We start from the raw sequence: 26,396 nt of genomic DNA on the forward strand, positions 1-26,396 counted from the left end.
ACGAACCGGTCATCTGAGGGAAATGCGTCCAAAGCAGGCGAATTCTGTACGGCACAACGGTGTCAAGATCATTGCAACTTGGTCATTTGAAACGTTGATAAATTGATCGCTTATCCTCGCAATGACGCGGAGTGGGGTAGGCTAGTCTGCCCTCTTCCGAATGCGTTGGAGAGGCGAGATGGAAACCGCATTTATCCAGAATGCTGCGCGTAGCGCGGAAAACGCTCATGAACTGGCGCTCAGGCTGCGCACTCGCCGGCTGGAGTTTCTGGCAGCCAATATCGCCAACGCGGATACCCCGAACTACAAGGCGCGGGACATCGACTTTGGCGCCGAATTGGAACGGGCGATGGCAAGCGGCAATGCGTTTGTGGGCATGGCGACGACTTCGCGGCGGCATTTGGAGTCCCGTCCGTCAGCGGCGGAGGAGGCATTGCTCTACCGGGTGCCGATGCAGTCCGGCATCGATGGCAATACGGTCGAGATGGACGTCGAGCGCGTGGCATTTGCGGAGAATGCGGTGCGTATGCGGTTTTCCATTCAGAAGACGGCGGGTGAATACAAGGACATGCTCAAGCTCTACCAGGATATGCGTCCCTAGGCGGTATCCACGGATACTCACTAGTAGGAGTAGAAACTCAAAGCATGGCAACTCTTGCGGGCCCACGTTTGATGGGTAGTCGGTGGCAGGAATGTCTGGTACAAACGGCCCGCGAAGGATGTCGTGCTGCGCCGGATTTGCGTGCGGTGCTTCCTTGGCGCGTTCGATCTTGGATCGGAAAGGTTAGTGTCGGAATGGAGAAACGTCGTCAGAAGCGATTGCGCGCCCACATCAAGGAGTTTGTCCTTCCGCCAATTACCGATGGGCTCGTGCTAGGGCGCGCCTCGCCAATTGGACACGTTGCGGTCGGGCGAGCACTCAGTTTGCTGTCAACCACGGCCTTCGAGCATATAGAAATCGACGACGACGTGATTTCTGACATCCTCATTCGAAAGGCGATTCTCAGAAAGATCCCCGCCGCAGAGCTCAAGACGTTCATCCTGGATGAGATCAAACCGGCCATGGGAGCCGAGGAAATCCTTCACCTGGCGCTGGAAGTCGAGTTGTTCGTGGATCAAAAGCTGGGATAAGGCTTGCAGATGGACACATTGCTTGTTTCGGAGTGCCTCGACCTGACGGCACGCCGCGTTGCGCTCGACCAGCGATATCGGGATCTGGTCGGGGTCAATCAGACATCGACGAACGTCTTCTCGGTCTTCGATGACGACGGCACGTTTCTCGGTGTCGTGACGGACCGGCAGGCGACGCTTTTTCCAGCACGGATTTTCGCGGATCTGATCGCACGACGTCCACCCGAGCCCGTGCAGGGGCATGCCAGCGCGATCCAGTTGCTCAAGCGCATGCGTAAGGAAGCTTGTGAGCACCTACCCGTCTTCGATGCGCAAGGGCGATACATCGGCATTGTCTCCATGGCGTCCTTGCTGGCCGAGTTCGTTTGTCGCAGTGACATCAATCGTCGTGAACGCGAGGCGCTGGTTAGCCAATTGCGTACTGAGCTGGAAAACCGCAAGATATCGGCCAATGTGCTCGAGTCAACTAGTGACGCGGTGCTGGTAACGGACGCTCGCTTGCGCATCCAGTACATCAATCGTGCCTTCACAGCCGCGACGGGCTATCCCGGCGCGGATATTGTCGGGCGGCCGGCCGGATTCTTACGGTCTGGCCGGCATGGACGGGGCTTCTACGCGGAGATATTTGCAACCCTGCGCGATGGCGGACGCTGGGAAGGGGAGGTCTGGCTATTGCGGGCGGACGGCTCGATCGCGCCCGACTGGGTAACGATCAAGACGGTTCACGACGAGCATGGCGAAGTGTTCAGTTTCGTGGCGATGTTCGCGGACATCATGCAGCGCGAAAGCCTGCGCGCCCAGTACATGCACCTTGCCTACTACGACAGCCTGACCGGTCTGCCAAATCGACGCTTGTTCCAGGACCGGCTTGGCCATGCGATCGAACGTTCGGCGAACAAGGGTACGGAATTTTCCCTGCTTTTCCTTGACCTCAACCGGTTCAAGGACGTGAACGATACACTGGGCCACTCGTTTGGCGATCGGCTACTCGAGGTGGTCGGGGAGCGCTTCAAGCGACTGGTGAAGGAAGCGGATTTTGTCGGCCGTATCGGCGGCGATGAATTCACATTCATTCTGCACGACACCGCGGATCCTGCTCAGGTCGAGTCGATCGCGCGGCGGATCTTCGATGAACTGGCCAAGCCGATTGTCCTGAACGGTACGCAAAGCTACGTCTCCGCGAGCATTGGGGTCAGCCGATTTCCCGCCGATGGCACGACCGCAGAAGCGCTGATCATGAATGCCGATGCGGCGATGTACCGCGCCAAGGAGGATGGCATCGGCGCTTGTCATTTTTTTTCTCGCGGCCTGCATACGAAGGTGCTCAAGCGCCTCGACATCTCCAACGCGCTGCACCGCGCGCTCGAGGCCAACGAATTTTCGCTGGCCTGGCAACCCCAGGTGTCGCTCACCACGGGCAAGGTCATCGGTGCGGAAGTCTTGCTCCGCTGGATGCGAGATGGCAGCGTTCCCGTCTCGCCGGCCGAATTCATTCCGGTAGCCGAAGAGACCGGGGTAATCGGCGCGATCGGGGATTGGGTATTGCGCGAATCCTGTCGATACGTCGCGAAGCTCGAGGCACTGGCGATCGATCCGGAATTCAGGGTGGCGGTGAACTTCTCGCCCTTGCAACTGAGTTGGCACAGGCAGGAGCCTGTGCTGCAGACTATCGCGCAGTTTGGCGTTGATTGTCGGCGCTTCAAGATTGAGCTGACGGAGAACGCGTTGTTCGTGCACGAGGAAGGGCTGCTAGAATTTGTGCGGGAGCTGGGCGCCGCGGGCGTCGGAATTGCCATCGACGATTTCGGGACTGGATACAGCAATCTGTCCAGTCTGAAGCACTTACCGGTCACCGAACTCAAGATTGATCGCGCCTTTATCCATGACATGCAAGGCTCGCACAGCGACAGGCAAATCGTGCAGGCCATGATTAGCATGGCGCATATGCTTGGGCTGCGCGTCGTGGCCGAAGGGGTCGAGTACGTTTGGCAAGTGTCGGTGTTGCGGGAGTTTGGCTGCGAGGTGGGGCAAGGCTACCTGTTCAGCCGGCCGATCGACTTTGACGCGCTGGTCAAGCTACTCGATGCGCCCGCCGTCGACGTACAGGCGATGCTTGCCGACGGCTAGGCGATCTTTGGCGTCCCGACGGTCGGCACGACCGCGCGGATGGCTCGTGGCGGGGACTCCCGCACTGCGCTCGATCTCCGGGCGATGTGGCGAGATTTAGATGTGCCGTAATCTCGCCAGCATGACTGTGCCGGCCGCCATGGTGATGGTGGCGAATGCGAAGCCGAGGACAGGTGATAGCGCCGACCAGATGAGACCGACGCCGGCGCTCGAGATGAACTTCGCCGTGCCGTTCGTGGTGCCGAGCGCGCCGATGCTCATGGCCAAGGTGTCAGCCGACACCATCTCGGCGATCACCGTCGGCTCCAGGGCTTCCTGGACGGCCGTGTACAGGCCCGCAAGCAGGAAGACGGCCGCGAGCAGTGCGAGGGTGTTGACGTGGAGCCAGAACGTGATGGCCATGAGCAGGCCGGTCATCGCGCCTAGCGCATAGCCAAGCACGAGAATGCGCAGCGCACCGACGCGATCCGCCAGCATGCCGACTGGAAATGACGCCGCCGATTGCACGACGTTTCGCCAGACGTAGAGGCCACCGGCGATTTGCGCGGCCTGCACGATGCCGAGTGCGGGGGTCAGCAATTTCGTGGCGCCGAGGATCAACAGGCTGTGGGAGAAATCACCCATGCCAAACAACCCGACGGCGCCGAGATAGCGCTTGAATTTTGGCGGAAGGCCGCGCAAGGCCCGGAAAAATCGCAGCCCGGGATTTGGGGAAAATGCCGGATCCTTGACGAAGCCGAGGAAAGCCAGGACGGCCAGAACCCCCGGGATGACACTTAGCCATAGGACCAGACGGAACGGACCGATGGGGTCGTTCCACCCATGATGGCTTTGGGCCCAGCCAAGCAATGCGACACCAAGCAGCGGTCCGACTACTGCGCCAATCGTATCCATAGCCCGATGAAACCCGAAGGCACGGCCTCGCGCGCGCGGCGGGATTGCCTGGATGACAATCGCGTCGCGAAGCGGGCCGCGCAGCCCTTTTCCGAACCAGGAAATGATTCGCCCCACAAGTAGCATTGGCCACGCCGTGGCCAATGCGATTGCGATCTGACCCGCAGGCGTCAGGGCGTAGCCGACCAGCACCAGAAGCTTTCGATGTCCGAGCTTGTCGGCGACGTAACCCGAAATCATCTTGGTAAAGCTCGCCACCGCATCGGCCAGGCCTTCGATAAGTCCCAGAACCGCCGCCGGGATCCCGAGTATTGCCAGGAAGCCGGGCAGGATGACGGTGGTGGTCTCGTAGCAGAAATCGCCTAGTGCACTCGTGAGCCCGGCACCGACAACGGTGCGATTCAGCCATTCTCGCTGCAGCGGCACGGGGGCTGCCGGGGGCTTGTCATTCGACAGCGGTGCGGTGTCCTTTGAATCTGTCATGCTGTCTCGCGATCGGGCGCATTGCCCACGACGATCGAAACCAAAGTTGGCCAAGGCCGGGCTGACGAAAACGCTGAGCGCACTGGTCTGGCGCGGCGCTGTCCAGGAAATCCCTAAAGTCTGCAATCACAAGTCGCCACAGGCGCGGTGTGGATTGTCGGCGTCGAATCCATGACATCGTTCGCATCTGTTGGAAAAAGGCCGCGCCGCCGTGCATGTTGTCCGATGTTGCCGCAGATAGCAACGGGTGCGGCGCCTGGTAATTTCCCCGTCATGTTTGCGACAGGTCATCTCCATAAAATCGAATGTCAGCCTTCTGACCGCGCGCATGGATGTGTGAGTCGGATACGCGTCCAGACGACTTCGCCAGCACGCCGCCGCATCGCGCGTGGGCTCAACGCCAGCCTGGGTGAGTACGAGGATTCTGCAAAGCGATGGAGGGCCCCTTGCGGGAGGGCCTCCGATTTCAATCTGAGGCCGGCGATGCGATCGTGCGTGAGATGTGGCAATGCATTGTCCACGCAGGGGTGGCATTGCTGGTCCTGCGACTGGCAGCCGCCGTCGACATCAGGCATTGTGTGCCTCGCACCCGAACTGATCGGGGATCACGATGGGAATCAAGCGTCGCTGTTGCGGGAATTTGCGCACGTTGAAGACCGGAACTTCTGGTTTGCATATCGCCGCCGACTGATCATCGAGGCCTTGTCTCGGTGGTTCCCGCAGATTGAGTCATTCTTGGATCTGAGCTGCGGTGCGGGAAAATTCCTGGATGATTTCCGGACATGCTATCCGGCCGCCACGCTGGTCGCGGCCGACCGTTGCGTGGATGCACTACGCGAGGTGCGCCGGGAATATGGCTTTTCCTGTTTGCAGATGGATCCTATGCACCTGCCGTTCGCGGACGCCTTTGACGTCATCGGGGCGTTCGACGTCCTGCAGCATGCCGCGTCAGACGGGATAGTGCTTGACCAGTTGCGTAAGGCTTGTCGCCAGGGTGGCGGTATTGTCGTGACCGTACCGCATCAACGAACGCGACGACTGCGCGGCAATGCCCCGAGGGCGCCAGAAGCGCGCTACACGCTTCCCGCACTGATTCGCAAGGTCAATGCCGCAGGTTTCACTGTCGTACACAGCCAGACATTCTGCACGTTGGCATTGCCGCTTATGACGCTGAGCATGAGCAAGCAAAGGACGCGTCCGTTCCCCATGGCGGTTGGCGACCATCGACGCCGTGGTCCCATCCTGAATGACATGTTTGGCGGACTCTGCATGATCGAGAGGCAATTGGAGAAGGGCGGCGTGCGGTTCGCCAATGGCGATGGTGCGCTGATCGTCGCCGTGCGCCGATTCGCTTGAGGATGGCGTTCACTGAGTACGCACGAGAGGCGGCCTGCCACACAGGGCGATTGGAAACTTGAACCGATATTACGTCTTCGATTTGCCGCATGGCGTGCTGTCCTCGCTATTGCTGGTTGCCGTGCTCTGCATCATTGCGTTCCTGGCATTTGTCATCTATCTGAATCGCACCTATGGTCGCGGGCGCCCGCGGCTGCCGCGCCGGGGCCGGCCCCGAAAGAGCCCTCGCTCTGGCCGTCGGAAATAACGGCGGCCTACCCGCGTTCGTACAACTTGGCGTCGCCGCTGTTGGGCCGCAGCACTGTCCGCAAGGTCATTTGCGCAAGCGCCCTGGTTTGGGACTCTTGCTGCGGTGCTTGCGAGGCGGCGGTTGGCTGCGATGCAGGTGCCGGGCTAGCAGGACAATCAAGCTGAGGATGGTCACCAGCCCGACCAGAATTACCGCGACGACCGCGGGCGGCAGATGCAGGATGGGAGGCGGACGCATACGGGGATTTTCGGGCCTGGTGTGCTAGCTGTCCAGAAGGTGGGTCGCGGCGATTTGCCGACGGAGGGTGCCCTACGTGTTGCGGGAGCTCACCAGCGCGGTGTCTTGATATTGTGGCGGCACCTCGAGCAAACGCCCGGGAAGTGCCGTAGGGCGGGTGCCCTCTCATGGATGCGCGCCGCACTGGTGAACGTTCCCAATGCACTGAAGACTGGCCTGGCGGCCCCCGGGACTCGCCAGGCACAGTTGCTACACGGCCCGCTCCAGTTCTGCCTGCTTGGCGGTGGTGGAGGGCGAGGGCAACAAGCGCCGGCGCAGCAACAGATATACGGCGGGCACGACGAACATCGATAGCAGCGGCGCTGTCACCATGCCACCCACCATTGGCGCAGCAATCCGTTGCATGACCTCAGACCCTGTGCCATGTGACCACATGATCGGAATCAGGCCCGCCAGGATGACCGCCACCGTCATCGCCTTCGGCCGGACGCGCAATACCGCACCCTCCTGGATGGCGTCGAGCAACGCATCTAGCGTATCTTCACCGCGCGCCAACCGGTCGTGCCACGCGTGCTTGAGATACAGCAGCATGATGACGCCGAACTCTGCGGCCACACCCGCAAGCGCGATGAACCCAACTATCCCAGCCACAGAGAGGTTGTAGCGCAACAGATACAGCAGCCAGAAGCCGCCTATTAGGGCCAAGGGGAGCGTGCCCATGATCAGCATGGCTTCATCCAGCCGGCCGAAAACTAGATAGAGCAGTACGAAGATGATCAGCAAGGTAAAGGGGACGACGACCTTGAGTTTGGCCGTAGCACGCTCCAGATACTCGAACTGGCCTGACCAACTGAGGGCATACCCGGCGGGCATTGGTACGGCCTTCGCCACGGCGGCCTGCATGTCACGCACGGTGGACCGAAGATCTCTGCCGCGAATGTCAACATATACCCAACCGGAAAGACGTGCGTTCTCACTGCGCAACATCGGTGGGCCCTGCATGACAGTAATGCGGGCCACATCGGCCAGCGCAATCTGTAAGCCGCTGTCGGTCACAATTGGCAGGCGCCGCAGTGCATCGATGGAGTCCCGATCGTCGCGCGGATACCGAACGTTGATGGGGAATCGTGCGAGTCCATCGACCACCTCACCAACGGTTTCACCCCCGATGGCCGAGGAAACAATCGATTGGACGTCCTCGATGTTCAGACCGTAGCGGCCTGCTGCCGCGCGGTCGATGTCGACATCGATGTAGCGCCCGCCCGTGAGCCGTTCGGCCAGCGCAGATGTCACGCCGGGGACTGTCTTGACGGCCTCTTCAATACGTGTGGCGAGTCTGTCGATCTCCTTGAGGTCCGTGCCGGCGACCTTGATACCCACGGGACTCTTGATGCCGGTCGCGAGCATGTCAATGCGATTGCGGATCGGCGGTACCCAGATATTGGACAGGCCCGGTACCTTGACAATGCGGTCCAATTCTTCGACCAGCTTGTCGGTTGTCATGCCGGGACGCCACTGATCCTTCGGCTTAAAGCGAATGGTCGTCTCGAACATCTCAATCGGCGCGGGGTCCGTCGCACTGTCGGCGCGGCCGGCTTTGCCAAACACGGACGCCACTTCAGGGACCGTCTTGATCAGCCGGTCGGTCTGTTGCAGCAACTGCGACGCCTTGCCGGCCGCAAGCCCTGGCAGAGCGGAGGGCATGTAGAGCAGATCGCCTTCGTCCAGCGGTGGCATGAATTCCCCGCCAGTGCGCATGATGGGCCAGGCGGTCGCAACCAGGAGCACGCCCGCCAGCGCCACGGTGGTCTTGGGGTACCTGAGCACCTTGTTGAGCAGCGGGTGATAAGCGCGGATCAGCAGGCGGTTGAGAGGATTGGCTTGCTCGGAAGGGATCTTGCCACGAATCATATAGCCCATTAGCACGGGGATCAATGTGACGGAGAGACCCGCCGCCGCCGCCATGGAGTAGGTTTTGGTGAACGCCAATGGCGAGAACAACCTGCCCTCCTGTGCCTCCAGGGTAAAGACTGGAATGAACGACAGGGTGATGATCAGCAATGAGACGAACAGGGCAGGACCGACCTCTGCGGCCGACTCACCGATAAGGCGCCATCGCTCTTGCGCCTCAAGTTCTTGCTGTGGATGCTTGACGTGCCAGTGTTCCAGGTGCTTATGGGCGTTCTCGATCATGACGACCGCGGCGTCGACCATCGCGCCGACTGCGATTGCAATACCCCCCAGTGACATGATGTTGGCGTTCACGCCCTGATAGCGCATGACAAGGAATGCCGCCAGCACGCCAAGCGGCAACGAGATGATGGCGACCAGTGCCGAGCGCAAGTGAAAGAGAAAGAGCAGGCAGACCACTGCGACGACCGCAAACTCCTCCAGCAGCTTGGTGGTGAGGTTGTCGACTGCGCGACTGATCAGCGCCGACCGGTCGTAGACGGTGACGACCTCGACGCCGTCAGGCAGGCTTTTCTGCAAGGTCTGCAGTTTGGCCTTGACGGCGTTGATCGTCTCCAGCGCGTTCTTCCCCGATCGCAGGATAATGACCCCGCCCGCGACTTCGCCTTGGCCGTTGAGCTCCGCGATGCCGCGGCGCATCTCTGGGCCCAGTTGAATCACGGCGACATCGCCCAGTCTGACCGGAATACCGGCGTCGCTCGTCACGATCGGCACCTGCCGAAAGTCATCCAGCGTCTTCAGGTACCCGGTAGCGCGCACCATGTATTCGGCTTCACCCAGTTCCAATACTGAGCCCCCGGTTTCCTGATTGGCCCCCTTGAGTGCGGCCAGCACCTTCCCTTGTGACAGGTTGTAGGCGCGAAGCCGGTCGGGCAACAGCACAATTTGGAACTGCTTGACCATCCCGCCCAACGAGGCAACCTCTGCGACATTGGGCAAGGACTTGAGCTCAAATCGCAAGAACCAGTCCTGAAGGGCGCGCAGCTGTGACAGGTCATGCTGTCCGCTCTTGTCCACGAGCGCGTACTCATAGACCCAACCCACGCCGGTAGCGTCGGGACCAAGCGCAGGCTTGGCGGCGGCCGGCAGCCGGGACTGGACCTGGTTCAAGTACTCAAGAACGCGTGAACGGGCCCAGTACAGGTCGGTGCCGTCCTCGAACAATACGTAGACATAGGAGTCGCCGAAGAACGAGTATCCGCGCACGGTCTTCGCGCCGGGCACCGACAGCATCGTGGTGGTCAGCGGATAGGTGACCTGGTTCTCCACAATCTGGGGAGCCTGCCCAGGGAATGGGGTGCGAATGATGACCTGCACGTCGGAGAGGTCGGGCAGGGCATCCAGTGGCGTACTTCGCACGGCCCAAAGCCCCCACGCGGTCAGCATCACCGTGGCAAGAAGGACCAGGAAGCGGTTGCGGATGGACGCAAGGATCAGACTGGCGATCATGGCTTGGCTCCCGCGGTCTGGACTTGCGGCGCGACGGTGACGAGCGTCGCCATGCCGTGGGGATCCAACCGGAAGCTGAACGCGACGCGATCGCCCGCTTTCAGTCCCTGCGGAAGGCCGGCAGGTGGCGCGGCAAACTCCATTGTCATGGCGCCCCACTGGGCTGACGGGATGGCCTCGTGAGCGATGATCAGGCTGCGCTCGCCGATGGACTGGATGCGCCCTACTGCACGATGCTCGGGGCCAGCGGCCGACGCCTCGGAGGCGGCGCTGTCAACCGGGGGGCCGGAAGTAGTTTCCTGCATGCGTGCGACGGTCCCGCGCAGGCTCGCTTCTGAATCAATGAGGAACTGTCCGGAAACCACGACTTGCTGGCCCGCCTTCAGGCCCTCGAGGATCTCGCTCTGGCCACCGGCGGTTGCGCCCGCCTTGACTTCTACCGGATCAAATCCACCTTCGCCTTTGGCCACCATGGCAATGGTGCGCGCTCCGGTCCGGATTAGTGCCTCGCTGGGCACGAGCAGCCGTTCTGTTGCGCCCGCCGGCACCATGCGTACCGACACGAACATGCCCGGCAACAGTTTCCTGTCCTTGTTCTGCAGTTCGATCCGTACCTTGATCGTGCGCGTACCGGCGCTGACGTCCGGCAAGATCGTGTCCACCTTGCCGGGCAGCGCCAGATTCGGCAGCGCCGTGGTGCTTGCCATTACCGCCTGGCCAGGCCGCAGGGCAGCCGCCTGGCTTTCAGGCACTTCGGCGAGCACCCACACCGTTGCCAGGCTGGCGATGCGAAAGAGCGTCATGCCAGGGGGAACGGTCATGCCGTCCCGAGCGCCGACCTCAGTGACAATGCCGTCGACCGCGCTATTGACCGTGAGCCGCGGTTGGAGCTTGCCGCTTGCCTGCACTACGCGGATCTGGCCGTCTGTCATGCCTACCTGCCGCATGCGCGCCACCGCGGCGTCGCGCAGTTCGGGCTGCGGGTTACCCGGCATGCGCGCGACGGCCAGGTACTCTTCCTGCGCCGCCACCCAGTCTGGCGAATAGACCTGGGCGAGCGCCTGGCCTTTGCGGACCGTTTCCATGGTGGTCCGCACGTAAGTGTGTTCGACGAACCCGGTGGTTCGCGCCTGAATGACTTCGATGCCGCGCTCGTTGATGGCGACATTGCCGGGGACCTGCAGGGCCATCTCCAGCCGGCCGAGCTTTACTTCCGCGGTCCGGACGCCGAGGTTCTGCGTCACGCGGCCGTCGATGCGCACCGCGGCGCCGTCGGCATTTTCCTCTTCATACACCGGTATCAGCGGCATATCCATGTAAGGGGATTTGCCCGGCTTGTCAAAGCGCTGCCCCGGTACCATCGGGTCGCGCCAGTAGAGAATCCGTTTGCCGGTCTTGAGCTCGGCGCCCGCGGCCGGATCATGGCCGTCGTGGGGCCCATTGACCGTTGCGGATCCGGAAGCTTGCTGATGACGTTGCTGTTGTCCAAGGTAATATGCGCCACCCAGGCCCGCCGCAACGGCGAGACTCATCGCGACGCGCGCGATTGCGGTCGTTTTCATGGTTGATCCCCTTGCGTGGATGCCGGCATTGCTTCAGTCGCAAGCGGCATCAGGAAATTGAGCTCGGCCCACAGCCGGGCCGTCGCGGCCTCCAACTTCAGGCGTTCCAGCGAGAGATTGAGCGCTTTGCGGCTCGCGTCGGCGACTGCGGAGAGCGTGCCGGCACCGGCGCGATACGCCGTCAGTGCTGCTTCTGTCTGCGTTCTGGCCAGCGGCACCGTGACGTCGCGATAACGTTCCAGCCGCGACTGGTTCAGGCCGAGTTCGGCTCGCTTGCCGCGCAGTTGGCCCTGTAGCCCACGTCGAACCGCTTCGGCTTGGGCTCGCGCTGCATCGGCCTGTGAGAGCTTCGCGGCGAGCTCACGATCTTGCCGGTTCTTCCGATCCCAGGGCAAAGGCAGGGATAGGTTGACCGAAACCATGTTCGAGTACGCTGGGCCGCGCTGGCTGTACATCAACTCCACGCTGACGTCCGGAATCCTGTTTTCCCGCGCCACGCTGCCCTCGGCCTCCGCGACGCCGACCTGGGCCTCGGCGGTGGCCACATCGGGCAACTGGGACACGACGCTGCCATCGAGATTGGCGAGCCACGCGGGTATCGCAAGCGTCGGACTGTCACCCAGGGGGCGCACGGCGGCGTCACCGACCCAGCGCTGCAGCATTGCTCTGGCTGTCGACACAGCGGCGCGCGCCTCGTCCTCCCGGTCGCGCAATTGCTGCAACTCAAGTTCAGCGGTCAGGATATCGGTCCGGGGGCCGCGGTTGCCACGATAGGCAGCGCGGGCAGCGTCGATCATCAGCCCGATGGACTGCGCCTGTTCCGCCAGCACGACGGTTGCCCGCTCGGCATAGAGCCGATCGAGCCACGCCTGTGCCGCGCCACGCTGTACGGCGGCGAGCGCGGCCGTGCGTTGCGCCTGCGCCGACGAGGCCTCGGCCTCGAAGCGTCGTGCGCGCGCTTCACGCTTGGCTGATCGCGTCAGTTCCTGCATCACGCTGATCGAGCGCATCGTCATCGATTCCGTGCCGATTGAGAAGCGATCCCGTCCATCGGCGGGCACGTTGTTGACGCCAACCTTGAGAACCGGGTCCGGCAGTTGCCTGCCCGCAACCGCCATTTCCAAGGCGGATTGGATTGCTGCGCGCGACGTCTCAGCGTCCGAGGCATGCGCCGAGGCGAGCACCACGGCTTCCTGCAACGACAGGGGTGCGGCCGATTGCGCCCATCCGGGATGGGCGGCCGCGATGAGCGAGAGGGCGAGCGACCACCGCCGCCCGCGCGCTAGGGGAAAACGCAAAAACATAAAGCCTCCACAAAGCAACGACTCCCTTGGTCTTGACGACTCAGGGCACGATAGCGGACGTTGCTTCGCGGGCTAAATGCGGAAACAGCAATGGAGGATCGCGAGCGGGCGGGGAGGCGGTCGTGGGACGGGGTTGCCCGTGGCCAGCCGATACCCGCCAAGGATCGGTGTCAGGTCAGGTGTGGCTACCGGGCTAACCGAGGCCGCCTGGAATACGGGCAGTTGCGGGCTCGCATGATCGGCAGATTTGCTGTCCTGGTGGCAATGCGCCTGGCACAGGCCTGCATGCGAATGGCCCCGCTTGATTGCCATGTCCGGACAGGATTCCGCCATCCCGGTCATGCTCGCCGTCAGGCTCAGCGCATACCGGCTGCCCTCACAGGCGTAGGCGGCCGCTGCCAGTTGAACTGTCAGGAACGAAATCAACAGGAATGCGGCAATCCAGTGCCGGCGATAGGAGGCGTGCATGAGCCGGGAATCAAGTGGGCGAATCCTAGCAGCCTTGATTTTACTTCCGGCAATAAGTCTGCAGTGGGTTGTCCTGGATCAAAGACGCTCACGAAGTGCGGCACTTGACCATCGGTCGGAAAAGCCGACGATGGTCGTGCGCAAGGGATTCGGTCCGTCTGGGCGCCGTGCGCCCCGCCTGATTCTGGTGCATGGCGGCCCTGTCATGTGTGAGTCATTTTGCTGACAGGCCGGCTCTCTAGAATACGCTGAGACGAAATTCCGCCTTTCTGTGCCGTCGAATGAGACGCTTGCTGTCCCGCCTCCTGCTGTGGTTCATGATCCTCGCATTGCCGCTGCAGGCGATGGGAGCGCCCGTACACGGCGGTTGCCCAGCGCATGACCGGTTGCGCAATGATGCGGCAATGGGCCTCGAGATCGACGTGGAGGAAACAGTCACCAACCCGGACAAGCCGTGCCACCACAATACACAGCACAGCGCTTCGCGGGGAAAACTGGATCCTGATGCGGACGGTCACACGTGCGACGCTTGCATTGCCATGAGCCAGGCCCCCGGATGGTTCTCGGGCTTCTGGCTGCGGCAGCCGGAATCGTTCGAGGTGGCGGGCAGGACGGCCGCGCTCCTCGCCAGTTTCATTCCAGACGTGCTTCTTCGTCCACCCTCCACTCCTGTGTGAATTGGGGCTTCACCCCGATCGCAGTCCCGCCCTCATCGGATTGCGACGCCTTGCTGCCTAGTACCTAGGTATCTCAATTCACTTGCCACGTCATCGCGTTGACGCGTTGCCGTGGGACAACCTCGCCCGTGCGTCGGCAAGCCAACGCGTGGAGCAGGAACCTCGAACGGGAGACGACCATGCGCGCATGCATTCAGTGCAGAGCCCCTATCAAGCACGAAATCTGGAGTTGCGCCGCGTGCGGCTGGCAACCGATGAGTCAGGATGGATTGGTCTGCATGGCGCCGGCCATGCTGGCCGACCATGATGGCTATCACGAACCTCTCTTCGAGGAGTACGAAAAGCTCGAAGCCACACACTTTTGGTTCGTTCATCGGCGGCGGCTGATTCTTGACGTCCTGCAGAGCCATTTCCCGACACTCAGGTCCTTCATGGACATCGGGTGCGGGACCGCCGAGAACCTCAAGGCCATCGAGCAGCGCTTTCCGCATGCGCGCATTTGCGGTGGGGAGGCGTCGCTGCAGGCACTGGCCTCGGCCCGCAACAAGTCCAACGCCCAGTTCATCCAGATGGACGCCCGCGCGCTGCCCTTTACCGCTGCCTTTGATGTGATCGGGGCGTTCGATGTGATCGAACACGTCGACGACGATAAGCGTGTCTTGGCAGAGATGTACCGGGCTTGTCGCGCTGGCGGCGGCCTCATCCTTACCGTGCCCCAGCATCCTAGCCTGTGGAGCCATCTTGACGATGCGGCGAAGCACAAGCGACGCTACACATACAGTGAGTTGCTTGGCAAGGTGCGGGCCGCCGGATTCCAGCCCGTCTACGCCACCTCCTTCATGTCGCTGCTTCTGCCGGCGATGGCGCTCTCGAGATTGCAGCAAAGGCTCAAGCCGCCCAAGGACGCTGTGGACGACGGCTTCCGAATTGGCACGACGCTTAACCGCATTTTCGGCGGCATCTGTGCCGCCGAGCGACAGTTGATTCTTGCCGGTCTGAGGTTTTCGCTAGGCGGCTCCCTACTTGTCGCCGCGAGGAAGCCTTCGTGAAGTCTCGCGTTCTCTGGTTTTCGCTCATTGTCATTGCCATCTTGCTATGGTTCGCGACCCTTTCGATCCGGCCGCTCTACGAGCCGGATGAGGGGCGTTACGCCGAAGTTGCCCGGGAGATGTTCGTCTCGGGCGACTGGGCGACCCCTCGGCTGAACGGCGTCAAGTTCTTTGACAAGCCGCCACTTCAGTATTGGGCGACCGCGGCGGCGTTTGCGGTGTTTGGCGTCAGTGAATGGAGCGCGAGACTCTGGAGTTCGTTGATCGGGGCCAGTGCCATCCTGGTCGCCGGTTGGTCGGCGACGGCACTCTTCGGGCGGCGAGTGGGGCTCACCTCCACCCTGGTGCTGGCCGGCTCGCCGCTATGGATACTAGGCTCCAACCTGACCACGACAGATATCGGCGTCGCCGCACTGCTAGGCAACGCCATCCTTGTGTATGCGGTGGCGGCAAGGAATGCCGATAGACGCCTCTATCCGCTCGTCTGGGGCCTGTTGGGACTGGCCTTCCTTGCCAAAGGATTGATTGCGATCGTGCTGCCCGCCGCGACCATTGTGGTCTACGCCGTGCTCACCAGGCAGTTCGGACTGTTCAGACGTCGCGACTTCTGGATATGGGGGCTGTTCGCGTGCGTCCTCGCGCTCCCGTGGATCGTCACAGTGTCGGTTCGCAATCCGGAATTTCTCAATTATTTCTTCGTCCACGAACACCTTGCGCGCTTCACTTCCTCCGTTCATGCCCGTAACAAGCCTGCTTGGTTCTTCGCCGCGGTGCTGGTCGCGGGAATGCTGCCGTGGGCCGGCGTCATCCCCGCCACAGTCTGGCAGCGCTACCGACCTGCGAGGCGTTCGGGGACATTTGACCCGCGTTTATTCCTGTTGGTGTGGACGCTGATTGTGCTTGTCTTCTTCTCTGTCTCGCGATCGAAGCTGCCCCTGTATATCCTGCCGGCATTTCCGCCGCTCGCCGTGCTCGTTGGTGACGCCATCCTGCGCGTGCGCACGAGATGGGTAGTGGTCGGATGCTCGCTGATGGTCATACTCGGCATCCTGATCGCGGGACTGCAATGGATCCCCGAGCTATCGGACAAGGTGCTCAGGCGCGGGATCTCGGATCTTCGTCATTTCTCCTTCTGGAGCACGCTAACCATCGGCGCCCTGGTGGTTGGCGGGCTGGTTGCCGGTGCCCTTGCCCTGTCAGGTCGACGTGGCATTGCCGTTGCAGTGGCAGCTCTTGCATCGATTGGCAGCCTTCAGCTGGGGCTCGTGGCATCCATGGCCTTCGAATCCCTGTCGATCAAGCCGATTGGCCTAGCCGTCAAGGCATTGCGCCGCGCCGATACCGAACTGTTCAACGTCGGGCAGATCGATAGGGGCCTGGCGTTCTACTCCGGAATGCTTCCCCAGGTGGTGGTTGCCAGGGACGAGCTGGATCTTGGCTATTCTGTCGAGCCCCAGCGGTGGATCGATAGCTACGCGACATTCCTGCCGCGCTGGGGCGAGCCCGGACACAAGCTCGCCGTTATGCGCGAGGCAACCTATGCGCAACTGTCCCCAGACCTGGGGCCTGAGAGTCTGGTGGTGGCGCGTAGGGGCACGACGGTGCTCTTGGAGAAGCGATGACAGTGTCGTCCAAATTTCTCCGCTACCTGGTCACCGGCGCGACCGCGACCGGCGTGCATTACCTCGTGCTGATCCTGCTTGTTAGGCAGGGGGATATTGCATTGTTGGGTTCGATTGTCGGCAGCGTGGCGGGGCTCCTGACGAATTATTTCCTGAGCAGTCGGTGGGTGTTCGTGCGCGCGTCGGATGCTTCGTCGCGCTTTGCGAGATTCCTAGCAGTCTCGGTGCTCGCCTTCGGGCTTAACGCTGCGTTCATGTGGATCGGACTGCGGGCGGGGCTTCACTACCTTCTCGCACAGGTCCTGTCCACGTTTCTCCTCATGCTCATCAACTACACATTGCATGCCAATTGGACGTTCCTGAACAGGGAGTCACGATGAGTTCGGATAAGCGGTTGCAGGGAACAGTATCGGTGGTCGTTCCCATTTTCAATGAGGAGCAGGTCTTGCCCCTGTTCCATGCGCGTCTCGGCGCCGTCCTGGGAACCCTTCCCTATACGTCGGAAGTTATCTACGTGGACGATGGAAGCCGGGATCGGACCCTCGATGTGCTCAGGACAATACGGGGCGCCGATGAGAAAGTCGGCATCATCGAATTGAGCCGGAATTTCGGCAAGGAAGCCGCATTGACCGCGGGATTGGATGTCGCGTGCGGCGACGCCGTCGTCGTCATCGACGCCGATCTGCAGGATCCGCCGGAACTGATCCCCACCCTGATTAACAAGTGGGAGCAAGGTTTCGATGTCGTCTACGCGACCCGGCGGACCCGGGAGGGCGAATCCTTCCTGAAGAAAGCCACGGCCCACTGCTTCTATCGCCTGATGGGGAAGGTGAGTGACATCGACATCCCCGCCGACACCGGCGATTTTCGTCTGATGAGCCAGCGCGCGGTCGCGGCCATCGGCCAGCTCCGCGAACAGAACCGTTTCATGAAAGGTCTGTACGCGTGGATTGGGTACCGACAGACCTCTATCCTCTACGACCGGGATGCGCGCGCTTCGGGAAAAACGAAGTTCAACTACCGCCGCTTGTTGAAGCTCGCGATCGATGGCGTCACGGGATTCTCGACAATTCCTCTGCGGATCGCCACGTCGGTCGGCTTGATCGTCGCTGTCCCGGCGTTTTGGATGGCGCTCTATACCGTTGGCAAAACGCTGCTATTCGGCGATCCGGTGCGAGGCTATCCGTCCCTGATGACCGTCGTGTTGATGCTTGGCGGACTGCAACTCTTCTTCCTGGGCATCCTTGGCGAATATGTGGGCCGTCTGTTCAACGAAGCCAAGCGCCGGCCGCTCTATCTCGTTGCGGGCTATACCCCCGCTAGAGAGATGGATGAGGAGGGTATCCCATTCCGAAGGGTCTCGGATGCAACGAGGTCTATGGATGTTGTCGTCAGGGCTGTGCGGCGTGCGGATTCGGTGGAACATTCTCCCGCGCCCCTTGACATTGCATCGTCGGAAGTAAGAAAGAATTGGACGTGATGCGGAGATGATATAGGTACGCATCGGTATAGGAATTCAAAAAATACTGAGATCAAGGCATAGTGGTAAACGATAAATTTATAGATGGGCGTTGTCATTTAACAACCAAAAATGTTCAAGTAATCGCCCTGCAAGGTATGCGTAATATTCAATCTAATATTCTCCCGATCACTGCAGGGCCTACCTTTGAAGGAGAAATGTGAAATGAAGATTCGATGTGGAGTCGTGGCTGCGACAGCCAGTTTGATTGCGGGCACGGCGTTCGCGCAGTCCAACGTGACGCTTTACGGTGTCGCGGATGCGGGTATTGAGTACCTCAGCAACGCGCCTTCTGCTAGCAATGGATCGAACTTGGTCCGCATGAGTTCCGGCAATATGTCGACGTCGCGCTGGGGTCTACGCGGTAGCGAGGATCTCGGCGGCGGTCTCAAGGCTGTGTTCGAACTCGAAAGCGGCTTCTCGCTGGATACGGCTGTGCTGAGCAGCAGCCCTCGACTGTTTGACCGGGCCGCCCTGGTTGGCCTGGGCAGCAAGTATGGTCTGGTGACCCTGGGTCGCCAAACCACGCCGATCTACGACGTGGGCCTGCAACTCGACCCCATGGGCTTCGCACCGCGCTATTCGCTGTATCGCAGCGATGACATTATTGCCGGTCGCGCCGACAATGCGGTCAAGTATCGTGGAACGTTCGGTGGCCTGACCGCCACCGCCTTGTACAGCTTCAGCCGCACAGGTGGGGGCGAGATCCCCGGAAATTTCAAAGTCGATCGTAACATCGGCATCTCGCTGATGTACGAGACCGGCGGTCTCGCCGTTGGCGCGGTCTATGACGAGTTCCGCGGCTCGACTGTGGCAACGGACGAACGAAAGGACCGTCGCGCGTTGGTGGGTGCGAGTTATGCATTCGGTCCCGCGAAGGCCTTCCTGGGGTATCGCTGGTTCAATGGTAACGCCGGCACGCTGGCTGCCAGCGGGGCTAACCTGTACTGGGCCGGTCTGCGCTACAGCATGACGCCGGCGCTGAGCCTGACGGGCGCTGCCTACTACACGGATACGCGCAACTCCAGTGCCGATCCGCTCATGTTCGTGGCGTCGGCCGACTATGCCTTCTCGAAGCGCACGGACGTCTATATGAACGTGGCCTATGCGAGGAACAAGAATGGCTCGCAGCTCGGCCTGAACGGCTACAACTCGCTTTCGGGTGCACCTACCAGTGTCGCGCCGGGCAAGAACCAGGTTGGCGCGGTCATCGGCGTACGTCACAAGTTCTAATCGAATTCTTCAAGATCGACACTCCCTTGCTAACAACAAGAGAGCTTGAGGCCACCATATCGGTGGTCCTTTTTTTGTACACATTCATAGAGACATTGCCGTATTCCGGAAATTATTGACGGTATAGAATTTAAAAACGTCTTGACGAATATGTCATGCCATCGTGGCGGTCGGGATTCATAACCTTCTGAACTGCTACTACTATCCGCTCTACAGCCAACTGCTGGTAACGGCAACAACACGAGTTACCTTCCTGCGGCGGGCATCACGCTGAAGGCGATGTATCAGCACCGCTTGTGAATGCGCGGCAAGGTCTCCTTGCCTTGTCATCCGTCGGATCCACTATTGCGGGCCGGATAGCCGGGATGCCGCGGTGAGGCGGCTGGTCGCTGATGTGTCCGTAGCGCCGCAGGAGCACGAGGCAGTGTGGCTGGAGTCGCGAAGCATCTCAATGACAGACAGCCCGGATGTCAGGCTTGGCCGGTCACCTCTTGCCATCTCAGCTAGAGATGACATAACGAAGCACAGCCCCGGTGATTCGGTTACCACGGCGCGGCTACAGCGGGGCGCCATCAGAAGACGACAGGTATCTTCCCGCGTTCGCGCCATCGCTGCACGTCTTCACCGTGTGGGGCGCCACGTGGCTGCACGCCTCGGATCTGCTCGGCAGCACAGCCACGCTCAAGCTGTATGGTGAGGCCGGGGCGGCCTGCGCCATGGCATGCGAGGCCAACAAGGCCCCGGCAGCGGCCATTAGTATGCATCGTCGGATCATCATGGTTTTCTTTGCCGCGCTTATGCACGGCTTCTCCAGCCTGCGAACACTGTAGTTTCCCGTGCCTCACGCAAGCATGATGCGCGCGTTACGATCCTGTTAAGCTCAGGCGCGGCAATGTGCCCCTGGGCCTATCGGCTTGCAGCTCGATGCCGGTAGCGGCTTGGTGGCGAGCGCTAGGATGCGGCCAATCGCGGATTTCCTTTGACGTTGCTTCGCGGTGCAGGCGCGCTCAATTCAGGAAGATCACGCCATCCGCGAAAAGCGCAAGCTCAGCATGCTATCGGCGGATGGTCTGGGCGAGGCGGTCCGCTGTCCGATTGCTCGATAGTCCGAGGCGTCGCGTGATTTCGTCACGCCGCAGCCCCTGGAGGAGGGCGCGTCGGCAGTACGTGTTGCGTAGAATCCGCGGGCTCATATCCACCACGTCGAAGCCGATGGCATCGAAGGCCTCGCGTACGATCTTCCCAAGACTCATGTACGTGATGGGGGTGCCGGTGCGCTTTAGGGTGAACAGCAGGTCGCCATAGACGGGTGCCTTGCGGCGGATGGCCAGCCATGCTGACAACGGCGCGACGGAAAAGGACTCAAGGTCGATGGTGCGAGGCAATTTCTGGGATTTCGCCGGCACATGCAAATAGAGGGGCGCCGCGTCGGGGAGCAGGTCTTGCACGCGGGTCATTCTACCCTCGCCGGCAGTGACACCCGTGCCGAGAAAAAATGCAACGATCGCGCGGCATCGCAGTTGCGTGGGGTTGTCGCCGCTTAGTGGTTGTACGAATTCCTGCAGGCGTGCATCCACTTCCTCGGAGAGGTAGAGGCACTCGGGATCGTCCTGAAGCCATTGGTCGGCCAACATCAGCTCCGCAACAGGGTTGGCTGCACGCAGGTCAACGAGGACCAGGTGGCGGCACAACCTGTCCAACAGTTTGAGAAAGCGCAACCGGGCGGCCGTGTCGGCGGCCCCTGCCGGTCACAGCTCGTAGCTCGGCGTTCGTAGCGATACCTGTCGATAGGTCGATGCTGTGCCAGTCCCCAGTCCCCAGTCCCCAGTCGTCTGGAGGATCGTTTCGCAAAAAAAAGAGCGGTTGCCCAGATCGAAGCAACCGCTAAGGGTTCCACCGGGGGAACGGCAGATTTCAAGGATATCGGACCCAGCGATGCGAAGACGAGGGCCAGTGGAGGAGTGGGCCGATATCGTGTCCTGTGTTCGTACAAGTCAGACGCCGCGAGGCTGGCATCTTCGCTGCATTCCTGGATGGGCTATTTCGCGATGTCTTCTCCCACGCGATGCTCAATCGTTGCACCACCGCCGTACACATCGAAGTCCGCGGCTTTGGCGCCGTCCGTGTACGGATCCCTCGGTCGATGAATCTGTCCACGCTCAGCATTGCGCGCGGTTTCTGCAATGGCGCTGCCGATACCGATGATCGAGACCATGAGAGCGAACAGGGCCGCAGTGGTGCGTTTCATGAGTTGCCTCCTGTTGAGTTCTATTCAATATGATCCGGTCCCCCTTTGGACAAGGATCGTCTGCGCGTGTGCCGGAACGCAATGGGCACGACGGTCGGGGGCGCGATACGCCCTAGCAATTCGACAATGTCAGTCTAGTCCGGCCAACCGAACCTACAGATGACCCTCCCATTACAACTGCAGAAAGCTTTGGGGTGAACTAGGTCTCGTTGCGAGGAGCTGCAAATCGGCGGCGATCTTCAGCGATTACCCATTTCGCGAGCGCGGAGTCGGACAACTGTGTCGCACACAGGCCGTACCACTGGCGAATGGCATCCGCCCAGATTCTTCTCTCGGCGGCTAGCGACGCGAGGTAGAACTGGAGCTCCGCCGGCAATCGGGCAGGATGCCCGTCTTTGCTGCCGATCGTCAATTCATCCAGAGCTCGCTGCAGGCCTTCGCGTCTGTGCGCCCACCACGCGTCTTTGCCGCGCTCCGCCAGCAAACACTGCAAATGGGCTCGCAGGGCGACGACCTTGGACCAGGTGACGACAGGCAGTTCGTCGTTGCTGCTACGTAGCCAGCTCGACAGCGCGTCGACGTCAGGTTCTCCCGCACTTCCGAGGAGGCCTGGCATGTATGAAGCCATCGGCGAGACGGCGTCCTGGAGCAGTTCACGGCTAACGGCCGATGGCAGGGACCGCAGCCACTCGATAAGAGCGTAAGGCGGTGACAGGGAAATTGGGGTGGGGCAAGCCATAAGCATGTTGAAGCAGCAAAAAAAGGTTCTCGTCCTTCGGTCTGAGATGGGCATCGCATCGGTGCCACTAGCCCGTCGGAACAGGTCACGATGCATCGTGACGCGAGGCTTTGGCGTAAGCGTCTGGAAGGCTAACGCAACGCTGACAATCTCGGTTGCGCTATTCGCGGAGCTTTCCGAGTTGTAACGGGTGGGTAAGGTGTTCGTATGGGCTGGATGGCTAACATCGTTGGCAAGGGTTAGGCCCGAAACTTATAAGGAGAACATCATGACATCTCAAAAGCCCTCGATCGCGTCGTTCATGCTCGGCGTCGCCGCACTTCTCGCAACCTCCGTTGCATGGAGCGCTGACAAACTCGAATCCACCAACCCAGCCGGGTGGTCACAGCAGGCCCAGATTCAAGTGGCTGCACAGCATGATCATGGCGCCAGAGCCGGTCTCTCTTCGTTGTCCGCTATCAAGCCCGGTCCGGAGGCTTCCCTGTTCGGCAGCGAGGCGCCGGCGGGAAGCACCTCGCGCGTCGTCGACGTTGCGCCGGGCCTGAAGTATGTGAATGTCGATTCGGGCGAGACCGTAACGTTCAAGAGTGGGGCGAGCGAGATCACTTTCGCTTTTGCGCAGTTGGACCGTAACAAGGCCGTTGCCCTCAACGTGCTCTTCCCGGAATTGCCTGGTGGCCAGGGCGTCTGGGTGTACATCGAGCAGAGCGAACTCTACATCGGCGGTTGACCCGGCGACAGTGCCAACAGCGCACCTGTCTGTTTTGTCATGTTCCGGTCAGGCTGGGGTCGGCAACCGTCACGTAAGCTGTATATCAACGGTTCGCTGAACCCAACCTCTTGGAGATTGCGATGAAAACGCTGAAGAAGAGTGTCCTGCTGGTGCTGGCAGTCGCCACGCTTGGTGGAACGGCAGGAGTCGCGAACGCCGGGGTAACTTCCCCGCGCGATCCCTATACTGATGGCGGCCACTCGATGGGGGGGCGCGATCCGTTCACGGATGGTGCGCATTCGATGGGCACGCGTGACCCGTTCACCGACGGCGGACATTCCATCGGAACCCGCGATACGTTCTCTGACGGCGCTTGATCGTCAAGGTCCTGGCTGAGACGGCACGCGCCCATGGCGCACCGAATAAGGCTCGGTGTCGTCCATGGGCGTTGTGCATTCTGGAGCCCCGCCGGCCGTGAAGCGCGAACTACAAGGATTTGGCGATCGCCTCGATCGGCTTGATGCCCATGCCAAAGCGTGCGATGTTCTCCCGATGCTCGCGAAGGCTGGAGTATGGGACGTATCGCATGTTGAGTTCCGCGACACGGCTGAATGCCGGCCGGCTGAGTTGCGCACGGACTTCCGCTTCGCGGTTATCTGGCGCCACGAGGAATAGATGTTTGGTGGCGGATTGACTGGTGCCCAGGGCAAGATCCAGCAGCCGCACGATGCCGGAGTAGATCGATGTCGAATGCTCGACCTCGAACGCGGCGGCCACCTCAAGGGTTGCGGGATCCAGCCAGACCGCGTCGATCAGCGGGACCGTCTCACCGCCCGAGACGAGCAGCGTCGCCGGTAAGGCGGACAAACACCCAAGACTAAGGGGCTCGCCATTGTATTCGCGCCCCCGGTCGTTGGTCGCGATCCAAACCGCGTAGCCGAGCGACTTCCCGAGATCTCTTAGCCAGCCTTGGACTTCGGTATGCGTGGCATCTTCAAGTTTGTCTGCCTGGATCTGCTTGGCGAGTGCGGACGCCTGTTCCCTGACCTTGGCCAGATCGTCTTCCCACGCGCTGACCTCGCCGGGCAGATCGTTGCATGGCGGAGCGGGATAACGCCCTGTGCCGACGTCAAATAACAGGCCGGCCAGCGCGCCAAGATCATTGGAAAGGACATCACGATAGCGATGATTGAGCGCCAGGATGCGATCGCGCATCGCAAGGTAGTGATCCCACTTGCCCAGCTTGACTGCCGCACCGGTCAGGGCGTTGTAGCCGTTCACGATCGCTGTATTGAACGGTGGAAGCAGGGTGGGGTGGATAAAATAGAGCAGGTTGGCGACGGCGGGGCCGAGGCCTTTGATCCCCACGCCGCTCAGTCGCTGGATCGCGGTGAGCATCTCTGCTTCGGTATCGCAACAATTGCACGTGTGAAGCAACCTTGCGAACGCACGCTGGTTGTCGGCGTTCTCGTAAATATCGGGAATGCGCAGTTTCGGCTTCCAGAGAAACGCGTGATCGGCACCCTTGAAGATCTGCCGCTGTTCGGCAACCGAAGCGACAACGGTCTCCAGCGACGATCCTCGGTACGCATTGCCAAAGGTGCCTGCGTGAATTTCCTCGACGACGGCGCCGATCCCGCGCCGGATGGATCTGAAATTCTTGAGGCGTTTAGGCCAGAGGAACCAGGTTTGATAGGTGCCGCTTGGATCGGATTTCCAGCGTTCGATGAGGGTTCGGGTGGTGTCTGTCATGGCGTCACTTTTTTGCCGGGCAGTGTATCACCGCGGACCCGGAATACTGTGCGCCAAAACGATCGCAAGCGAACTTGACCTTCCCATGGCGGGAAGGATTATGGTGTATCGAGTTAGCGTTGTCGGGTCGTGGCTTGGCTAATTGTCTGAAAGGTGACGTCATGGATTCCCACGTAGTACAGGATGCTGGGTCGAAGACCGGGTTCAACCGGCGTGCGATTGCGGGGCTTGCTCTTGGGGCCGTGTCGATCGTCGCGCTCGCTTTCGCTGCCTCGGACTGGAAGCGGCTTGCATCGATGTTGCCTTTTGGGCTAGTGTTGCTGTGCCCGTTGATGCATTTCCATCACGCCGGGCGTCACCGGAATTCATCCTCGGCGAGAGGTAACGAGGCAAACGAACAGCGCGTCGGAATACAGGAGTCGCACAATGAATGACCGTAGCCCGCTCCCGCCACACGAGCACTCTGCGCACGGCGGAGCGTCGCCAGGCGATCATGACGCGCATCATGACCATTCGCATGCCGGGCATAGCTCGCAATGCGATGGCAATCGCGCGTCCGAGGCCGACTTGAAAGATCCGGTGTGTGGAATGGCCGTATCGACGGAGTCAAAATTCCGAGCCGAACACGATGGCAAGCAGTATTACTTTTGCAGCAACTCCTGCCATCAGAAGTTTCTGCAGGAGCCGGCGAAGTATGTGGGGGTGAAGACCTCTGATACCACGGAACCGGTTGCCGCGCCGGAAGGGACCATCTACACGTGCCCAATGCACCCGGAGATTCGTCGGGATCGTCCCGGGAACTGCCCGAAGTGCGGGATGGCGCTGGAGCCGCTGTTGCCGGATATCGAGGACGGCGAAAATCCAGAGCTGACGGATTTTCGACGCCGCTTCTGGTGGACGCTGCCGCTGACCGCAGTCGTCTTTGTACTCGCGATGTTCGGGTCTCGGCTGGGCTTGATGTCACCCGACATGCAAAGCTGGATGGAGTTTGTTCTGGCGACGCCGGTCGTCCTGTGGGCGGGTTGGCCATTCTTCGAACGCTGCCTGCAATCGTTCATCAATCGCAGTCCGAACATGTGGACCCTGATTGGGCTGGGAACTGGTGCTGCCTATATCTATAGCGTGGTGGCGACGATTGCGCCGGGCGTTTTCCCGCCCGCGTTCGCCGCGCATGGGCGTATTGGCGTGTATTTTGAGGCCGCCGCGGTCATCATCTCGCTCACCCTGCTCGGGCAGCTTCTTGAGCTCAAGGCGCGCTCGCAGACCTCCGCCGCAATCAAATCTCTGCTCGGCCTGGCACCAAAAACTGCCCGCCGCATTGGCACCGACGGACAAGAGGAGGATGTGGCCCTGACCCACGTTCACGTGGGAGACCTGTTGCGGGTCCGGCCCGGCGAAAAAGTACCCGTGGACGGCGTCGTCACGGAAGGTAGCAGCTCCATCGACGAATCGATGATTACGGGCGAGCCGATGCCGGTTTCAAAGCGCGCGGGTGACCACGTCATTGGCGCGACGATCAACACTTCGGGCAGCCTGATCATTCGGTCGGAGAAGGTCGGTGCGCAGACCATGTTGTCGCAGATCGTCCAGATGGTTGCCCAGGCGCAGCGGTC

Annotated in this window: 24 protein-coding genes; 15 read left to right on the top strand and 9 right to left on the bottom strand. The window is 61.0% G+C overall.

Annotated elements, in window-relative coordinates; all coding sequences use genetic code 11:
• The first annotated feature begins 178 nt into the window (after positions 1 to 178).
• From flgB to FFS21_RS23725, 3 genes are all read left to right on the top strand, one after another.
• Complete coding sequence (gene flgB / locus FFS21_RS23715) at positions 179 to 601, top strand: flagellar basal body rod protein FlgB (protein ID WP_008642701.1); 423 nt, start codon at positions 179 to 181, stop codon at positions 599 to 601.
• Positions 602 to 795: 194 nt separating this feature from the next.
• On the top strand, positions 796 to 1,131 hold the full coding sequence (locus tag FFS21_RS23720; RefSeq protein ID WP_008642702.1) for a hypothetical protein: 336 nt from the start codon (positions 796 to 798) through the stop codon (positions 1,129 to 1,131).
• Between the two features lie 9 nt (positions 1,132 to 1,140).
• Entirely contained in the window at positions 1,141 to 3,258 is a 2,118-nt protein-coding gene (locus FFS21_RS23725) for a putative bifunctional diguanylate cyclase/phosphodiesterase (RefSeq protein ID WP_011229389.1), read from the top strand.
• Positions 3,259 to 3,354: 96 nt separating this feature from the next.
• Here FFS21_RS23725 and FFS21_RS23730 read toward each other — a convergent pair whose 3' ends face one another.
• Positions 3,355 to 4,635, bottom strand: a complete 1,281-nt coding sequence (locus tag FFS21_RS23730) for an MFS transporter (protein ID WP_008642705.1) — start codon at positions 4,633 to 4,635, stop codon at positions 3,355 to 3,357.
• A 513-nt stretch (positions 4,636 to 5,148) separates the two neighbouring features.
• Between FFS21_RS23730 and FFS21_RS23735 the strand changes: the two genes are divergently transcribed.
• A complete protein-coding gene (locus FFS21_RS23735) occupies positions 5,149 to 5,991 on the top strand; it encodes a class I SAM-dependent methyltransferase (RefSeq protein ID WP_223277385.1) in 843 nt (280 codons plus the stop codon).
• Positions 5,992 to 6,727: 736 nt separating this feature from the next.
• Here FFS21_RS23735 and FFS21_RS23740 read toward each other — a convergent pair.
• From FFS21_RS23740 to FFS21_RS23755, 4 genes are all read right to left on the bottom strand, one after another.
• Positions 6,728 to 9,898, bottom strand: a complete 3,171-nt coding sequence (locus FFS21_RS23740; RefSeq protein WP_011229391.1) for an efflux RND transporter permease subunit — start codon at positions 9,896 to 9,898, stop codon at positions 6,728 to 6,730.
• Positions 9,895 to 11,460: an efflux RND transporter periplasmic adaptor subunit gene (locus FFS21_RS23745; protein WP_011229392.1), complete on the bottom strand. Its 1,566-nt coding sequence runs from the start codon at positions 11,458 to 11,460 to the stop codon at positions 9,895 to 9,897. Before FFS21_RS23745 ends, FFS21_RS23740 begins: the two co-directional genes overlap by 4 nt.
• Positions 11,457 to 12,764, bottom strand: coding sequence for a TolC family protein (locus tag FFS21_RS23750; protein ID WP_008642714.1), 1,308 nt, complete (start codon positions 12,762 to 12,764; stop codon positions 11,457 to 11,459). Before FFS21_RS23750 ends, FFS21_RS23745 begins: the two co-directional genes overlap by 4 nt.
• Positions 12,765 to 12,836: 72 nt before the next feature.
• A complete protein-coding gene (locus FFS21_RS23755; protein WP_008642716.1) occupies positions 12,837 to 13,232 on the bottom strand; it encodes a copper/silver resistance protein SilD in 396 nt (131 codons plus the stop codon).
• 281 nt (positions 13,233 to 13,513) lie between these two features.
• Between FFS21_RS23755 and FFS21_RS23760 the strand changes: the two genes are divergently transcribed.
• From FFS21_RS23760 to FFS21_RS23790, 7 genes are all read left to right on the top strand, one after another.
• Entirely contained in the window at positions 13,514 to 13,909 is a 396-nt protein-coding gene (locus FFS21_RS23760; RefSeq protein ID WP_011514840.1) for a hypothetical protein, read from the top strand.
• Positions 13,910 to 14,187: 278 nt separating this feature from the next.
• On the top strand, positions 14,188 to 14,958 hold the full coding sequence (locus FFS21_RS23765) for a class I SAM-dependent methyltransferase (RefSeq protein ID WP_171020481.1): 771 nt from the start codon (positions 14,188 to 14,190) through the stop codon (positions 14,956 to 14,958).
• Positions 14,955 to 16,580, top strand: a complete 1,626-nt coding sequence (locus FFS21_RS23770) for a glycosyltransferase family 39 protein (RefSeq protein WP_011229394.1) — start codon at positions 14,955 to 14,957, stop codon at positions 16,578 to 16,580. Before FFS21_RS23765 ends, FFS21_RS23770 begins: the two co-directional genes overlap by 4 nt.
• Complete coding sequence (locus tag FFS21_RS23775; RefSeq protein ID WP_011229395.1) at positions 16,577 to 16,960, top strand: GtrA family protein; 384 nt, start codon at positions 16,577 to 16,579, stop codon at positions 16,958 to 16,960. Before FFS21_RS23770 ends, FFS21_RS23775 begins: the two co-directional genes overlap by 4 nt.
• Positions 16,957 to 18,060, top strand: coding sequence for a glycosyltransferase family 2 protein (locus tag FFS21_RS23780; protein WP_011229396.1), 1,104 nt, complete (start codon positions 16,957 to 16,959; stop codon positions 18,058 to 18,060). Before FFS21_RS23775 ends, FFS21_RS23780 begins: the two co-directional genes overlap by 4 nt.
• 204 nt (positions 18,061 to 18,264) lie before the next feature.
• Positions 18,265 to 19,332 carry a porin gene (locus FFS21_RS23785; protein ID WP_008642729.1) on the top strand — a complete coding sequence of 356 codons (1,068 nt, stop codon included), beginning with the start codon at positions 18,265 to 18,267 and terminating at the stop codon, positions 19,330 to 19,332.
• Positions 19,333 to 19,865: 533 nt separating this feature from the next.
• The gene (locus tag FFS21_RS23790) at positions 19,866 to 20,162 is read left to right on the top strand and encodes a hypothetical protein (RefSeq protein WP_008642731.1); all 297 of its coding nucleotides are present in this window, start codon (positions 19,866 to 19,868) and stop codon (positions 20,160 to 20,162) included.
• Between the two features lie 225 nt (positions 20,163 to 20,387).
• Here FFS21_RS23790 and FFS21_RS23795 read toward each other — a convergent pair whose 3' ends face one another.
• From FFS21_RS23795 to FFS21_RS23805, 3 genes are all read right to left on the bottom strand, one after another.
• Entirely contained in the window at positions 20,388 to 20,966 is a 579-nt protein-coding gene (locus FFS21_RS23795) for a site-specific integrase (protein WP_223277383.1), read from the bottom strand.
• Between the two features lie 404 nt (positions 20,967 to 21,370).
• Positions 21,371 to 21,580, bottom strand: a complete 210-nt coding sequence (locus FFS21_RS23800) for a hypothetical protein (protein WP_008642736.1) — start codon at positions 21,578 to 21,580, stop codon at positions 21,371 to 21,373.
• A 199-nt stretch (positions 21,581 to 21,779) separates the two neighbouring features.
• Positions 21,780 to 22,196: a copper resistance protein CopE gene (locus FFS21_RS23805; protein ID WP_223277382.1), complete on the bottom strand. Its 417-nt coding sequence runs from the start codon at positions 22,194 to 22,196 to the stop codon at positions 21,780 to 21,782.
• Between the two features lie 391 nt (positions 22,197 to 22,587).
• Between FFS21_RS23805 and FFS21_RS23810 the strand changes: the two genes are divergently transcribed.
• The gene (locus tag FFS21_RS23810; RefSeq protein ID WP_011229397.1) at positions 22,588 to 23,049 is read left to right on the top strand and encodes a CzcE family metal-binding protein; all 462 of its coding nucleotides are present in this window, start codon (positions 22,588 to 22,590) and stop codon (positions 23,047 to 23,049) included.
• 122 nt (positions 23,050 to 23,171) lie between these two features.
• Positions 23,172 to 23,408 (top strand): hypothetical protein, encoded by a 237-nt coding sequence (locus tag FFS21_RS23815; RefSeq protein ID WP_008652083.1) that lies wholly within the window; start codon positions 23,172 to 23,174, stop codon positions 23,406 to 23,408.
• A 109-nt stretch (positions 23,409 to 23,517) separates the two neighbouring features.
• Here the strand turns inward: FFS21_RS23815 and FFS21_RS23820 are convergent, their stop codons facing one another.
• Entirely contained in the window at positions 23,518 to 24,783 is a 1,266-nt protein-coding gene (locus tag FFS21_RS23820; RefSeq protein ID WP_008652084.1) for a type II restriction enzyme NmeDI-related protein, read from the bottom strand.
• A 161-nt stretch (positions 24,784 to 24,944) separates the two neighbouring features.
• Between FFS21_RS23820 and FFS21_RS32735 the strand changes: the two genes are divergently transcribed.
• Together FFS21_RS32735 and FFS21_RS23830 are read left to right on the top strand one after the other, a co-directional pair.
• On the top strand, positions 24,945 to 25,217 hold the full coding sequence (locus tag FFS21_RS32735) for a DUF2933 domain-containing protein (RefSeq protein WP_008652085.1): 273 nt from the start codon (positions 24,945 to 24,947) through the stop codon (positions 25,215 to 25,217).
• Positions 25,210 to 26,396 (top strand): HAD-IC family P-type ATPase (locus FFS21_RS23830; protein WP_137927171.1); only part of this gene is annotated, 1,187 nt, incomplete at its 3' end. The genes FFS21_RS32735 and FFS21_RS23830, both read left to right, overlap by 8 nt.

Origin of the sequence: Cupriavidus sp. 2SB, assembly GCF_005503625.1 — a bacterium.
Classification (GTDB): Bacteria; Pseudomonadota; Gammaproteobacteria; order Burkholderiales; family Burkholderiaceae; genus Cupriavidus.

Coding starts and splice junctions, on each gene's coding strand:
- FFS21_RS32735 (WP_008652085.1), top strand. CDS start 24,945: ATGGATTCCCACGTAGTACAGGATGCTGGGTCGAAGACCGGGTTCAAC.
- FFS21_RS23775 (WP_011229395.1), top strand. CDS start 16,577: ATGACAGTGTCGTCCAAATTTCTCCGCTACCTGGTCACCGGCGCGACC.
- FFS21_RS23820 (WP_008652084.1), bottom strand. CDS start 24,783: ATGACAGACACCACCCGAACCCTCATCGAACGCTGGAAATCCGATCCA.
- FFS21_RS23805 (WP_223277382.1), bottom strand. CDS start 22,196: ATGCCAGGCCTCCTCGGAAGTGCGGGAGAACCTGACGTCGACGCGCTG.
- FFS21_RS23815 (WP_008652083.1), top strand. CDS start 23,172: ATGAAAACGCTGAAGAAGAGTGTCCTGCTGGTGCTGGCAGTCGCCACG.
- FFS21_RS23780 (WP_011229396.1), top strand. CDS start 16,957: ATGAGTTCGGATAAGCGGTTGCAGGGAACAGTATCGGTGGTCGTTCCC.
- FFS21_RS23755 (WP_008642716.1), bottom strand. CDS start 13,232: ATGCACGCCTCCTATCGCCGGCACTGGATTGCCGCATTCCTGTTGATT.
- FFS21_RS23750 (WP_008642714.1), bottom strand. CDS start 12,764: ATGTTTTTGCGTTTTCCCCTAGCGCGCGGGCGGCGGTGGTCGCTCGCC.
- FFS21_RS23795 (WP_223277383.1), bottom strand. CDS start 20,966: ATGTTGGCCGACCAATGGCTTCAGGACGATCCCGAGTGCCTCTACCTC.
- FFS21_RS23740 (WP_011229391.1), bottom strand. CDS start 9,898: ATGATCGCCAGTCTGATCCTTGCGTCCATCCGCAACCGCTTCCTGGTC.
- FFS21_RS23785 (WP_008642729.1), top strand. CDS start 18,265: ATGAAGATTCGATGTGGAGTCGTGGCTGCGACAGCCAGTTTGATTGCG.
- FFS21_RS23760 (WP_011514840.1), top strand. CDS start 13,514: ATGAGACGCTTGCTGTCCCGCCTCCTGCTGTGGTTCATGATCCTCGCA.
- FFS21_RS23730 (WP_008642705.1), bottom strand. CDS start 4,635: ATGACAGATTCAAAGGACACCGCACCGCTGTCGAATGACAAGCCCCCG.
- FFS21_RS23745 (WP_011229392.1), bottom strand. CDS start 11,460: ATGAAAACGACCGCAATCGCGCGCGTCGCGATGAGTCTCGCCGTTGCG.
- FFS21_RS23765 (WP_171020481.1), top strand. CDS start 14,188: ATGGCGCCGGCCATGCTGGCCGACCATGATGGCTATCACGAACCTCTC.
- flgB (WP_008642701.1), top strand. CDS start 179: ATGGAAACCGCATTTATCCAGAATGCTGCGCGTAGCGCGGAAAACGCT.
- FFS21_RS23800 (WP_008642736.1), bottom strand. CDS start 21,580: ATGAAACGCACCACTGCGGCCCTGTTCGCTCTCATGGTCTCGATCATC.
- FFS21_RS23725 (WP_011229389.1), top strand. CDS start 1,141: ATGGACACATTGCTTGTTTCGGAGTGCCTCGACCTGACGGCACGCCGC.
- FFS21_RS23720 (WP_008642702.1), top strand. CDS start 796: ATGGAGAAACGTCGTCAGAAGCGATTGCGCGCCCACATCAAGGAGTTT.
- FFS21_RS23810 (WP_011229397.1), top strand. CDS start 22,588: ATGACATCTCAAAAGCCCTCGATCGCGTCGTTCATGCTCGGCGTCGCC.